Origin of the sequence: Shewanella psychromarinicola, assembly GCF_003855155.1 — a bacterium.
GTDB classification, from domain to species: Bacteria; Pseudomonadota; Gammaproteobacteria; order Enterobacterales; family Shewanellaceae; genus Shewanella; species Shewanella psychromarinicola.
In genome coordinates this window covers 4,836,091-4,850,178 of the sequence record NZ_CP034073.1, presented here as the reverse complement: position 1 = coordinate 4,850,178, position 14,088 = coordinate 4,836,091, and the positions used below count along the sequence as shown (strand labels likewise).

Here is a 14,088-nt window from a genome sequence, read left to right as displayed (position 1 = left end):
CATCAGGAGTTAACATGGCTACACGTTCACATCAAGATTGGGCTGCTTTGATACAACAGCAATCCGCTAGCGGCTTAACGATTTCAAATTTTTGTCGTGTGCACAAGCTTAGTCTTAGTGGGTTTTACGCCCGCAAAGCGGACATGGCTAAAACGGGCACCCAACAGATAGCGCCGTTTGTTAAGGCTACCGTGACATCGCCGACAGCGATGACAACCCAAGCTCAACCTTCCGCTTCAGCCCAGGCTATCCATTTTCAGCATCATACAGGGCTATGGACTTTCCCCAGCACCTTACCCCCACGCTACCTGCTGGAGATTATAAAAGGCCTACAAGCATGTTGATGTTTCGTGAGCTTCCGTGTGTTTATCTGCACCGTGCACCGGTGGATTTTCGTAAATCGATAAATGGCTTAGCTGTTATCGTTGAGCAGCAATTATCCTTACAGGCCAGCGACGGCAGTGTGTTTGTCTTTTGTAATAAAGGCCGTGATAAATTAAAAATCCTCTACTGGGATAACACCGGCTTTGCACTGTGGTACAAACGCCTCGAGCAGGATAAGTTTAAGTGGCCGACGAAAAGTACTGATGAGTGCCTGAGTTTATCTGAGCAACAGTTTCATTGGCTGTTATCTGGCTTTGATGTCCTGGGGCATCAGCATGTGAACGGCTTGAATTACAGTTAATTGATCGCCATTGAGAAGGCTGTTTTCGATAATTAGATCACTGCTTTAGCCTTATTTAATGGGATATTTGATATAATAACACCATGAAATTAAGCCCTGATAACTTACCCAATGACGTTGATTTACTTAAGCAATTATTGCTTGAGACGCTGGCGGCTAAAGATAATGTTATCGAGTTGAAAGACGCTGAAATCGCCGAACTTAAACACTCTGTGCAGCGTTTGCTTGAACAATTCCGCTTAGCCCAGCAACAACGTTTCGGCGCCAGCAGTGAAAGCCATGACTATCAAGGTGAGTTGTTTAACGAAGCAGAAGTGACGGTTGATGAGCCTGTTGAATTAACAGCAGATGCTGACGCACCTGTGTCACCTAAACAGCGCGCCAAGCGTAAATTACTGCCTAAAGACCTGCCACGTGAAGTGATTATCCATGACATCAGTGATGAAGATAAGCAGTGTGAGTGCTGTGGTCATGAGCTGGCGTTAATGGGCCAAGACAGTAGTGAGAAGCTGAAGTTTATTCCGGCGAAAATCAGTGTGATTGAGCACGTTAGATTAAAATACAGCTGCAAGCATTGTGAGACTAAAGGACCCCAGGCCAATATCAAACAAGCGCCCGTGCCAGTCAGTCCTATCCCTAAAAGCGTGGCGACGCCAAGCTTGTTAAGCCAGCTCATTACCAGTAAATATCAGTACGCATTACCCCTTTACCGGCAAGAAACCCTGTTCAAGCAACATGGTATCGCATTAAGCCGGCAAACCATGGCGGATTGGATGATGAAATCTGCAGCGCTGTTCAAGCCCTTACATGATTTACTGCACCAACATCTATTAACACAAGATGTCATCCACGCCGATGAGACCACGCTCAAAGTGATTAACGATGAGCGGGTGAAATCCTACATGTGGGTGTATTGCGCTGGCGCGGATAAACCAAGCACTGAGCCTCGATATCAAGGTTTGCGCAATATAGTACTGTACGACTATCAAGACGGTAGCCGCGCGGGCACCTGCGTGAGCCGTTTTCTGGCCACCGAGCAAACGGTATTTAATGGTTATTTACAAGTCGATGGTTACGCGGCTTATCAGCAGGCAAACAATAAACTGGTCGGTTGTTGGGCTCATGCGCGGCGTAAATTCAAAGAAGCGCTAATAGCACAAGGCAAGCCCAAAGTAGGCAAAATCAGTAAAGCGGATATGGCGCTGAGCATGATAGCCAAGCTGTACCGTATTGAAACCCAAATACAAGCACTGAGCCTGGAAGAGCGATTGTATTTTAGGCGCACCCACTCACGTGCTCAGCTGGGGTTATTTAGGCAATGGTTGGATAAATCAGTGCTGCAAGTATCAAAGGAAAGTCCGCTAGGCAAAGCCATCCATTACAGCCTCAATCAATGGTCAAAGCTGAGTTGTTACACGCAAGACAGTCGCCTCAATATCGACAACAACCGCGCAGAGCGGGCAGTAAAACCGTTTGTGATAGGCCGTAAAAACTGGCTATTCAATCACAACCATCGCGGCGCTGAGGCGAGTGCAATTTTGTACAGCATCATAGAAACGGCTAAAGCGAATGGACTCATCCCGTTCGATTACATCGAACACTGCTTAGAACAATTATCCTACCCTGATTGTGACCTCAACAGTCTCTTACCCTGGCAGGTTAAGCTAGACAAGGCGTAGTTCGCCGGACGCTTACAAATTAAAGGTGATATTTACATCTTTATTCACTTGTTATCCATATCATAACTAATCATTTATTTTATCAAGGTGTTAAATCAACAAAGTATAAGTATACTTATGATTGAATTATGGTTTTATCAATTTAAAGGTGTTATTGCCAATTCTATTGCAGATTTAGTATTTTTTTGACTTATTTATTGAATTTTATTTAGTCGACATTATTGAATGTTACTTATTTGGTAAGACCAATTTACAAAAAGATAGCATTTTTGTTATAAATTGTTTATATTTCGTGGCAGAATTTGGGTTTGCAGCCTCAGTTTGCTGTTTTTACCATGAAATATAACGTCATTGAATAAGCGTAGAGCTTGAATATTTATGCTTTCCTAAATAGTTTAAGTTTTTTATGTTGTCGTTAAGCGGTTGTTGTCTTGGTGCAAGTTTGTGACTTTGCACCGTGACCGCGCATTGGGGACGGTACATAATAGTCAACGCAATTGTTTGATGTTTAACAGACAAAGTGAGAATACATGACATCGATATCAGAGCAGTTATCCGATGCACTAGGCATCATGGTAATGGGCATGGGCTTAGTGTTTATTTTTTTGAGCATCTTAATCATCGCTATTGGCATTATTGCCAAGCTTTTTCCTGCACCAGAAGCGACAGCGACAGCTACACCAGTGCCAGCAACACCTTGTGCACCGGGACATACCGGCTTAGATCCTAAGCTGATTGCCGCAATTACCTCAGCGATACATCAATACCGCGCAAAATAAATTTGGAGTCATTATGATCAAGCCATTAGCATTAACCGATGTCGCTCTGCGTGACGCACACCAATCATTACTGGCAACCCGTTTACGTATCGACGATATGCTACCCATCGCGCCGCTATTAGACAAAGTGGGTTTTTGGTCACTCGAGTCATGGGGCGGCGCTACATTTGATTCATGCATTCGTTATTTAGGCGAAGATCCATGGGATCGTATTCGCGAATTGAAAAAAGCCATGCCTAATACACCACAGCAAATGCTGCTTCGAGGCCAAAATCTATTAGGTTATCGCCATTATGCCGATGATGTCGTCACTCGTTTTGTCGAACGGGCGCATGCTAATGGCGTGGATGTTTTTCGTATTTTTGATGCCATGAATGATGTACGTAATTTAGAAACGGCAGTTAAAGCAGTTAAAAATGTCGGTGGTCATGCCCAAGGGACTATTTCTTTTACCACAAGTCCTGTTCATACCATTGATACATGGGTTGATATGGCCAAGCGTCTTGAGGATATGGGCGCCGATTCATTATGCATTAAGGATATGGCCGGTTTACTTAAGCCTATGCAAGCCTATGAGCTTATCAGTCGTTTAAAGTCGCAAACCGACTTAATGATATCTATGCATTGTCATGCGACGACTGGCCTCAGTACTGCGACCTATCAGAAAGCGATTGAAGCGGGCGTAGACGTATTGGATACCGCTATTTCATCGATGAGCCAAACCTATGGTCACAGCGCGACAGAAACATTAGTGGCCATGGTTGAAGATACTGACAGAGCAACCGGTTACGATATGGTGCTGCTCGAAGAGATCGCCGCTTACTTTCGTGAGGTGCGTAAAAAATATGTGCGTTTTGAAGGTACGTTAAAAGGGATAGATTCACGAATTTTACGTGCTCAAGTGCCTGGCGGCATGTTAACCAACATGGAAAGTCAGCTTAAAGAGCAGGGCGCAGCAGACAAAATGGATGCGGTGCTGGACGAAATCCCACGGGTGCGCGAGGACTTAGGTTTTCCTCCGCTGGTAACGCCCACATCGCAAATTGTCGGTTCGCAATCGGTCATTAACGTACTAATGGGCGAGCGTTACAAGTCGATGACCAAAGAAACCGAAGGGGTATTGAAAGGCGAATATGGCGCCACGCCAGCACCTGTGAATGCCGAACTTCAAGCTCGAGTACTTAAAGGTGAACAAGCCATTACCTGTCGTCCGGCAGATTTGATTGCACCTGAATTGGACAAGTTGCGTGCAGAGTTAGCTCAAAAGTCTGCGGAGCAAGGTTTCACCTTAGCAGCTGATGTTGACGATGACGTGATGACTTATGCGCTGTTTAACCAAATTGGTCTACAGTTTCTTAAGAATCGTGGCAACCCCGATGCCTTTGAACCTGTTCCAAGTGCCGATGATCTTCAAGTTAACACCGATAGTGGCCCAGCAACTTATACGGTTAATGTCGAAGGGCAACGTTTTGTGGTGGAAGTGAGTGAAGGTGGTGATATCAGCCATATTGCACCCACCTCAGCCGCGCCGGTTGCTACAACGCCAGCACCAGCGGCCTCAGCCACTACGGGTGAGATTAAGTGCACCATGGCGGCACCCTTATCGGGGAATATTTTTAAAGTGTTAGTCGATAATGGTCATGCAGTCAAAGCCGGTGAAGTGATCATTATCCTTGAAGCGATGAAAATGGAAACTGAAATTCGTGCCCAAGAAGATGGTGTAGTCATTCAGTTAGCGGTTAAGCAGGGTGACAGTGTAACCGTAGGTTCTACATTGTTATCACTAACATAAGAGGTCTAAATGGAAGGATTATTGGCCTTTTGGGGCGAAACGGGTGTCGCCAACTTTAGTGGTGGTCAACTACTGATGATGGCGGTTGGTTGTTTATTGCTATTTTTAGCAATAATTAAAGGTTTTGAACCACTATTATTATTACCCATTGGATTTGGCGCTATATTAGCCAACATCCCAAACGCTGGCTTTACCGATGAAGGTGGTTTGCTGTTCTACGCCTATCATGTAGGGATCGAAACCGGTGTATTCCCATTGCTCATTTTTATGGGGGTAGGTGCATTAACTGACTTTGGGGCATTAATTGCCAACCCTAAAACCTTATTACTTGGTGCTGCGGCACAATTTGGCATTTTTGTGACACTACTGGGTGCTATTGCCTTAAATTGGGTGCCTGGTTTTGAGTTTAGTATGCAAGATGCCGCTGCCATTGCCATTATTGGAGGTGCCGATGGTCCTACAGCGATTTTCTTAGCCTCCAAACTAGCGCCTGAATTGTTAGGTGCCATTGCGGTTGCGGCCTATTCCTACATGGCGCTCGTGCCGTTAATTCAGCCTCCTATCATGAGGCTACTGACCACCAAAGCTGAACGTGAAATCAAAATGGAGCAATTGCGTGAAGTCAGCAAAATGGAAAAAATTATTTTTCCATTGATGGTACTAGGATTAACCATTTTATTTTTACCTGCAGCAACGCCATTAATCGGCATGTTCTGTTTGGGTAATTTAATGCGCGAATCAGGCGTGGTAGACCGTTTATCGAAAACGGCTCAAAATGAGTTAATCAACATTGTGACGATCTTTTTAGGTCTTGCTGTCGGCTCTAAATTATCAGCTGATCAATTTCTGCGTATCGAAACCCTCGGTATTTTAATCCTTGGCGCGGTCGCATTTAGTATTGGTACCGCTTCTGGTGTATTGATGGCTAAATTAATGAGTAAGCTTACTGGGGGGAAAATCAATCCGCTTATTGGTGCTGCAGGTGTTTCTGCTGTGCCAATGGCAGCCCGTGTGGTGAATAAAGTGGGATTGGAGTCTAACAACCAAAACTTCTTGTTAATGCACGCCATGGGCCCTAACGTTGCCGGTGTGTTGGGTAGTGCCGTTGCCGCCGGCGTATTGTTGGCAGTGTTAGGCTAAACGTTATCGATTGAGTTGAAAAGCCAATGCGCCAGCATTGGCTTTTTTGTTTTTATCTCAAAGGTAAAGTAGATACTGCTATTGGATTTATATTGGCATAGTTAACTTTTAATACTGAGCAATCGTGGCGTTATGGTTGTGAAAGAATTGTTTGCCCTAGCATTAGTCTTTATCACATAGGTGTCAAAGATAAACAGCAAGGCGGTATGTTTTACAAACTATATTGGTAAGAAGAAATTGCCCAAACGGTTACTTTTTAAATGCTACTCTTAGCCTGCAAATAAAAACAACAAACCGACTAGGTTACGAATATGTTAAGAGTGCTATCTGTTCATTAAACGCACTATATCAGTTTAAGAAGTGTTCACTGACTCACCCTGAATATTGGTATTTTAGCTTATTTGTATGTCCATCATATTGGGTATCACAAATCGAAAGATAACATATACTAAAGTCCATTTTTAGCAGAAAGCTTATCCGTATACCTCTTTATAGGTATCTAAGTTACCGTTTTTGTTAATGGTTTTATTACCAAGATAACATCAGCCTAAAATACTATTAGTTCGACAGGCCGTTAATTTTACCGGTCAAAAGTCGCAAATTTTGAATTAGCGTCAATATCTAGGCAAACAAGCATCTAAAATGCAGGATAAATCACGGAAATGGATTCGTGAAGCCGCTAAAGTTAATACCAGTTAACTTGATAGTCATATATTTTACGTATATTTAACTTACCGGTAATTTAACTTAACTTAACTCAAAATAACAATTAGGGATGTAAGATGAATAACAAACTGCTTGCTAGTCAAGTTGCAGATAAGGCTTGCCACAATTCTACTGCAGCTAAAAAATGGGCTTTATCAGCATTAACCTGTTCGGTGTTATTGGCCATGGGAAGCGCCAATGCCGCAGACGTCAAAGTTACTTCGGTTGCCGATGCTGTTACTCAAGGTACCGTAAACGCGAATTTAAATTTACGCTATGAATCGGTCGATCAAGAAAATGCATTGAAAGATGCCGATGCATTGACCTTGCGTACCCGCTTAACCTTTGCGACGGCCGAGTATTATGGATTAAGCGCTTTGGTTGAGTTTGAAGACTCTCGCAGTGTGGCTGGGGTAAATGATTACAACGACGCCATTGGCAATAATACTGATTACTCAGTGATTGCAGACCCTGAAACCACTGAATTAGACCAAGCGTTCTTACAATACAAACGCAGTGGCTTTAAAGCCAAAGTGGGTCGCCAAGTGATAGCACTTGATAACATGCGTTTCTTAGGCCATGTCGGCTGGCGTCAAGATCGCCAAACATTCGATGCTGTCACCCTGCAATATGGTATTAATGACTTTAGCATTGATTATGGCTACCTCTACAAACGCAACCGTATTTTTGCTGACATTAAAGACATTGATTCAAAAGATCACATCATCAATGCATCATACAATTTAGGTTTGGGTAAGCTTAGCGCTTATGGCTATTTACTCGAAGAAGATACTAACATTGACAATGGTATTGACACCTATGGTGTTCGCTTTGCTGGTGCCAAAAATCTCGATAAAATTAAACTACTTTATACCCTAGAATATGCCACTCAAGATGCTGACAAGGCAACAACCTCATATTCTGCAGATTATATGCTAGGAGAAATCGGTGTAGGTGTTAGCGGTTTAACCTTTAAAGTAGGTTATGAATTACTCGGTTCTGACAATGGCGAGTACGGTTTTGCGACGCCACTGGCCACTTTGCACGCATTTAATGGTTGGTCAGATCAATTCTTAGCCACACCCAAGCAAGGCTTGGCCGATACTTATGTGTCAGTCGGTGGTAGCTTAGTGGGCGGCAAATGGGCGCTGGTTTATCATGATTTTGAAGCTGACGAGTCAAGTGCCACTGTTAATGATTTAGGTAACGAAGTAGATGCGGTATTTAGTTTACCTATTGATAAACATTATACCGTAGGCGTTAAATACGCCGCTTACTCAGCGGGCGATGCCGGCGCTGGTAAAGTCGATACCGATAAAGTGTGGTTGTGGGCAAACGCTAAATTCTAATCATCAATAAACGATAAGCGTACTATTTTGTAAAAAAGCGAGTATCAATAGATACTCGCTTTTTTATTACTATTTGACGCTATTAGCGCGAAACATCACGAAACGGCTGGTTGTTGCACCGGTGTTTCGTCAGAGTAAAACTGTTCAACATCAAGCTGGCCTTCACTTTTACCTATCACAACCGCGGTCATCATATCGCCAGTGATATTGGTTGCAGTGCGGATCATATCAACAATACGGTCAATGGCTGCGATAAAGGCAATACCTTCAAGTGGTAAACCAATAACGCCTAATGTCACTGTTAACATTACCATCGCGCTACCCGGTACACCCGCGGTTCCGATAGACGCGACCGTTGCGGTTACCGCAATCAACATATAGTCAGTCATATCGAGCGAGATGCCATAAATTTGAGCAATAAAAATGGCCGCAATGGCAGGGTAAATTCCGCCACAACCGTCCATATTCATGGTTGCACCTAATGGCAACACAAAAGCACTGTAACGTTTTGATACTCCCATAGCCTCAGTACAGCGAGTACTTGCTGGCAAGGTTCCAAAACTTGATGCGGTACTAAAGGCGACAATTTGTGCTGGTATGGCTTTGCGGAAAAACTTCAACGGACTAAGACCAGCAGCAAATTTCACTAATCCGCCATACACAAACACTATGTGTATTGAGGCGGCAATATAAATCGCAAGAATAAACTTACCTAAAGGCAATAACGTGCTTAACCCATACTCGCCCACAACCCATGCCATTAAGCCAAATACACCAATTGGCGTTAGCTTTAACACCATACGTGTTAATTGGAACATCACTTCAGCACCGGCTTCGATGGCATTTTTTAAGGGGGCAGCTTTCTCACCAACAGTATTAATGGCGATACCAACCAAAGCGGCAAAAACGATGATTTGCAATACATTGCCGTCAGCTAAAGAGGCAAATGGATTAACAGGGATCATGTTAAGCAGCACTTGTGCGAAGCCAGGGATATCTCGTTCACGCACTTCAGAGGTGGCTAACGCGAGGTTACCGCCCATGTCCATAAGACTGCCAACCGTTAACCCAATAAATGAAGCTATCGTGCCAGTAAACATAAACATGGCTAAGGTTTTAAAGCTTAAGCGTTTTAAATTACCTTGCGAACCCAGCGACGTAATACTGACCACTATGGCGCAAAATACCAAAGGAGCGACCAGCATTTTAATGGCACTAATGAACAAATCGCCAAGCGGTTTTAACATCACGGCTGATTCACCTAAGCCGACGCCTGTGAGCGTCCCCAAAACAAAACCAGCAATGACTTTCTGCCAAAAAGGGATGCGATTGAGCGTTTTCAATATCATGAAAGTTCCAAATTATGTCATTATGACGTCACTAAATCTGACTAGACAACGTCGTTGTGCTTGACTCATTACGTTCACTAATGAGTGATTAATTACTAAAAGCTAAACCTTTCGATGGCGATATGGTGCTGTATTACTGTCTAGCTTGTTGAAGGCGATGGATGGTGTTTATACTCAACCGTTCGCTAATCAACCTGATAAGGTTAATAAATATTAACTGCATTGTATGAACTGAACGAATGACAAACAACGTTATTTTATTATAACTTAGATGAATAACTAACTTTGTTATTATAACTTATATGAATAATTAACTTTGTTATTATAACTTTACGTTTTTTTACTAATCATTAACTGATTAAGCTATAACGGGCCAATGCACCTAAATGGCGTGGCACAAAATGAAGCTTTGAGGTAATGGATGTTGTCACCATTTGATGAGAGCCTGTTGATATTTGAAGATGATTTTTTGTAGCTGTTTGTGGCAATTTTCTACAGGCAGAGTTAATGAGGTTGAGTTGTTGTAGATGAATAAGTGATAACGCAGTAGAAAAAACCACTGCTGCTAGCAGTATTTGCCTAAACAGGTGAGTTTATGGGTAAACAAGCGTCTTTGTCGCTAATATTTGCGCCACATCATATTCATCCAAAGTGTTAATCATTTTTTTTGCGAACAAATTGTTGCCCCAAAAGAGCAATCGGCCCTAGCTATCATGTTGTTACGCATTTACTCTGAGCAGATTAACGTTAAGATATCGGCTGAGCAAATTCATCGACAAATAGTGATGTTGTCACTTCGTCAGTATGATGAAAACACTATGAATGGGTTCGTTAAATGAATATGAACACTAGTAAAAAGGGTTATCAATGACCAGTTTGTGGTTGATGTTCAGCGGCGCTTTTTTTGCCGCAACCTTATTGCCTGGCGGCTCTGAAGTGTTACTCGTAGGATTATTGAATCAAACACCATCATCATGGCTTGAATTATTGATACTGGCCAGCATAGGGAATACGCTGGGGGCGATAACCAGCTATGGCCTTGGTCGTGCAGGGCGATTAGCCAAAAATCCACAAGATATTCAACGACGTCAATATCGCTATGCACTGGCATGGATTGAAAAATATGGTCTGTGGGCCTTACTATTGTCTTGGTTACCGATAATCGGTGATTTGTTATGTTTACTGGCTGGGTGGCTGAAAATGCCCATTGTGCCTGCTTCATTGTTGATGTTTATCGGTAAGCTATTACGTTACAGCGTCATCGTATTCTTGGTTATGTATATGGTTGAGTATTGATATTTTGTCATTTCTGCAACTGTGGTTATGTTTGTTGTAATAAGAAAGGAGTCGATTTTGAAACTAAATGTAAATCAATGGATATTCGCTGCAGCTATCAGTGCGGCATTGAGTGGTTGTGCATATGACGCCCACAAATCACCGAGTTTACCCCAAGGCGTGAGCTTAATTGAAACGGCCACTGCGTCCGAAAATCAAGTCAGTATTCCCTATAAAAAATATCAGTTAGCCAATGGCTTAACCGTTATTTTACATCAAGACAAGTCTGATCCTTTAGTTCATGTCGATGTAACCTACCATGTGGGATCGGCGCGTGAATTAGCCGGCCGCAGTGGTTTTGCCCATCTATTTGAACACATGATGTTCCAAGGATCGCAACATGTTGGTGACGAACAGCATTTTAAAGTTGTTACTGAAGCCGGCGGAACATTGAACGGTAGCACCAATACCGACAGAACCAATTACTTTGAAACGGTGCCGAGTAACCAATTAGAAAAAATGCTCTGGTTAGAGTCAGATCGTATGGGCTTTTTCTTACCCGCACTGACGAGCGAAAAATTCGAAGTACAGCGAGAAACCGTTAAAAATGAACGCGCACAGCGGATTGATAACCGTCCATACGGGCGATTGAATGAGCGTTTTAACCAAGCATTTTATCCTGCGGGGCATCCGTACTCTTGGCCTGTAATTGGCTGGCCAGACGATTTAAATCGCGCCACGGTTGATGACGTGAAGCATTTCTTCCAACGTTGGTATGGGCCTAACAATGCCACCTTAACCATTGGTGGTGACTTTAATGAAATGCAAACGCTGACGTGGGTAAATAAGTATTTTGGTGAAATCCCAGCAGGACCTAAGGTTAAGCCTGACGCTAAAACCATGGTGACATTGGATAAAACTCGTTATATCTCAATGGAAGACAAAGTACATTTGCCATTGATTTATATAGGTTTCCCAACGGTTTACGTGCAGCACAAAGATGAAGCGCCATTAGATCTACTGGCCAATATTCTCGGTGGCGGCAAAACCTCGCTCATTTATAAAAACTTAGTCAAAGATGGCTATGCGGTACAAGCTGCGGTGAGCCATCCTTGCCAAGAGCTCACCTGCCAGCTATCACTGTACGCAGTGGCGAACCCCGCTAAAGGCGGCAGTCTTGCTGAACTTGAAATCAAAATTAATCAAACCATCGCTGAGTTTGAACAACGCGGTGTTACCGACGACGACTTACAGAAAGTCAAAGTGCAGTTCGAAGCGTCGACTATTTTTGGGATGCAAAGCGTGGCCGGAAAAGTATCAACACTTGCCTCCAATCAAACCTTTTTTGGCAAACCGGACATGGTGGCATCAGATTTAGCCCGTTATGCCAATGTGACCCAAGCCGATGTGATGCGCGTGTTTAATACCTACATTAAAAATAAGCCAATGGTAGTGATGAGTGTGGTGCCAGAAGGGCAAACGCAATTGATTGCCCATGCTGATAATTTCGAGCCTAGTACCTTGCCAATAGCACAAGATGCGGTAACGGGATTAACCGATATTACCTTAGCTAAATCCTCATTTGATCGTAATAAAATGCCGTCGTCTGCCGCCGCACCGTTATTGACCGTGCCACAATTGTGGGACAGTCAACTCGCCAATGGCATTAACGTCATGGGCACCGAAAGTGATGAAACCCCAACGGTCGAATTGCTTATTTATTTAGATGGCGGTCATCGCTTAGCACCCATCAATCAGGCGGGTCTGGCCGAGTTAACTGCGTCCATGCTTAATGAGTCAAGTGCGCAACGCAGCAGTGAAGCACTGGCTGGCGCGCTTGATCTGCTGGGTTCGTCAATTAGCTTTGGCGCGAGTAATTCACAGAGTTACATTAAAGTATCAAGTTTGACCGAAAATCTTGATGCCACGCTTGCCATCGTTAAAGAGCGCTTATTTAGCCCAGGTTTTGTGGCGGCAGATTTTGAAAGACTGAAGCAGCAGCAGTTGCAAGGCTTGCAACATCAAATGTCCGATGCGAACTATCTTGCTCGCAGTGGCTTTTCAAAATTGCTATACGGTGCCGATAGCCCAATGGGGATCAGCAGTGATGGCACCATAACCTCAATATCGGCATTAACACTGGCTGATGTGAAGCAATTTTATCAGCAGCAATATCGTGCCGGTAATGCTCAAATGGTGGTGGTGTCAGACTTAAATCAGCAACAGATCATGCCAAAATTGTCGATGTTTAATGAATGGCAAGGCGAGGCGACTCAGGTTGCCGCATTACCTGCACTGCCAACACACCATAAAAACACCATTTATTTGATTGATAAACCGGGAGCCGCTCAGTCGGTCATTGATATTGGCCAAGTGTCGTTACCTTACGACACAACGGGTGATTACTTTAAGGCTTATTTGATGAACTATCCATTAGGGGGAGCATTTAACAGCCGTATCAATCTTAATCTACGTGAAGATAAAGGTTACACTTATGGCGCTCGCACTCAATTTAGTGGTGCTGAAGATTCGGGTCAGTTTATTGCCAATGCCAGCGTCAGAAGCGATGTGACCGGCTTAGCGTTGGCTGAGTTTGTCAACGAAATTAATGCTTACCAAGCATCAGGTATGACCGACGAAGAAAGTGCCTTTATGCGCAGTTCGATTGCGCAAAGCCAAGCGTTAGAATACGAAACTCCGTATCAAAAAGCCGGTTTTTTAAGGATGATCCAGCGCTATCAGTTAGATAGAAACTTTACCGCTCAGCAAGATGAAATTGTTAAAACCATTTCGACGGATGAGTTAAATAAACTTGCCAGTAAATTATTAGATATCAATACGATGGTGATGTTAGTTGTCGGTGATAAATCCATCGTTGAACCTCAACTAAAAGCGCTGGGGTATCAGATTGAAATGGTGACACTTGTCGACTAGTTGAACACTTGTTACTACGAAGGTTAACACTAGCCTTGAAATACGCTAGTGTTAACCATATATACAGGACATATACGCTTCGCTGCTAGGTTCTAGGCGGACTGCGTCCAACTAGGGTCTAGGAATAGAGCGCCTGCGGCTGCTAGGACAACCTGCGGTCTTCGAGGACGCTACGCTTCTAGAATCTAGGACCTAAAACCTAGCACCTAGAAGGAGCGAAGCACCGCCCTCTGGCGAGCTTGCGAGTTCCTAGAACCTATCAGTCGCGAAGCGACGCTCTCGGTAAGGCGTCACCATTGTCTTCAATCACTGCCCTGTTCTGTTATCCTACAGGAGTACTGAAACGAGCATGTTGAAGTGACTTGGGTATATAATAGGTTGAGCTAATTGGTGTGCTTTAA

10 protein-coding genes are annotated in these 14,088 nt (G+C 43.6%); 9 read left to right on the top strand and 1 reads right to left on the bottom strand.

The window, feature by feature from the left end; translation table 11 throughout:
• The first annotated feature begins 14 nt into the window (after positions 1 to 14).
• The 7 genes from tnpA (at position 15) to EGC80_RS21035 (ending at position 8,129) form a co-directional block, all read left to right on the top strand.
• Positions 15 to 344, top strand: a complete 330-nt coding sequence (gene tnpA, locus EGC80_RS21065; protein WP_124012032.1) for an IS66 family insertion sequence element accessory protein TnpA — start codon at positions 15 to 17, stop codon at positions 342 to 344.
• Positions 338 to 685 carry an IS66 family insertion sequence element accessory protein TnpB gene (gene tnpB / locus EGC80_RS21060; protein ID WP_164839515.1) on the top strand — a complete coding sequence of 116 codons (348 nt, stop codon included), beginning with the start codon at positions 338 to 340 and terminating at the stop codon, positions 683 to 685. Before tnpA ends, tnpB begins: the two co-directional genes overlap by 7 nt.
• Positions 686 to 768: 83 nt before the next feature.
• A complete protein-coding gene (tnpC, locus tag EGC80_RS21055) occupies positions 769 to 2,364 on the top strand; it encodes an IS66 family transposase (RefSeq protein WP_124012031.1) in 1,596 nt (531 codons plus the stop codon).
• 530 nt (positions 2,365 to 2,894) lie between these two features.
• The gene (locus EGC80_RS21050) at positions 2,895 to 3,143 is read left to right on the top strand and encodes an OadG family transporter subunit (protein ID WP_101032449.1); all 249 of its coding nucleotides are present in this window, start codon (positions 2,895 to 2,897) and stop codon (positions 3,141 to 3,143) included.
• A gap of 13 nt (positions 3,144 to 3,156) precedes the next feature.
• The gene (gene oadA, locus EGC80_RS21045) at positions 3,157 to 4,935 is read left to right on the top strand and encodes a sodium-extruding oxaloacetate decarboxylase subunit alpha (RefSeq protein WP_124012030.1); all 1,779 of its coding nucleotides are present in this window, start codon (positions 3,157 to 3,159) and stop codon (positions 4,933 to 4,935) included.
• A 9-nt stretch (positions 4,936 to 4,944) separates the two neighbouring features.
• On the top strand, positions 4,945 to 6,075 hold the full coding sequence (locus EGC80_RS21040; protein ID WP_124012029.1) for a sodium ion-translocating decarboxylase subunit beta: 1,131 nt from the start codon (positions 4,945 to 4,947) through the stop codon (positions 6,073 to 6,075).
• Between the two features lie 890 nt (positions 6,076 to 6,965).
• A complete protein-coding gene (locus EGC80_RS21035; RefSeq protein ID WP_233768671.1) occupies positions 6,966 to 8,129 on the top strand; it encodes an alginate export family protein in 1,164 nt (387 codons plus the stop codon).
• 95 nt (positions 8,130 to 8,224) lie between these two features.
• Here the strand turns inward: EGC80_RS21035 and EGC80_RS21030 are convergent, their stop codons facing one another.
• Positions 8,225 to 9,478 carry a dicarboxylate/amino acid:cation symporter gene (locus EGC80_RS21030; protein ID WP_124012027.1) on the bottom strand — a complete coding sequence of 418 codons (1,254 nt, stop codon included), beginning with the start codon at positions 9,476 to 9,478 and terminating at the stop codon, positions 8,225 to 8,227.
• Between the two features lie 867 nt (positions 9,479 to 10,345).
• Here EGC80_RS21030 and EGC80_RS21025 point away from each other — a divergent pair.
• Together EGC80_RS21025 and EGC80_RS21020 are read left to right on the top strand one after the other, a co-directional pair.
• Complete coding sequence (locus EGC80_RS21025) at positions 10,346 to 10,774, top strand: YqaA family protein (protein WP_101032444.1); 429 nt, start codon at positions 10,346 to 10,348, stop codon at positions 10,772 to 10,774.
• A gap of 57 nt (positions 10,775 to 10,831) precedes the next feature.
• Positions 10,832 to 13,687 (top strand): M16 family metallopeptidase, encoded by a 2,856-nt coding sequence (locus EGC80_RS21020; protein WP_372491474.1) that lies wholly within the window; start codon positions 10,832 to 10,834, stop codon positions 13,685 to 13,687.
• Positions 13,688 to 14,088 lie beyond the last annotated feature (401 nt).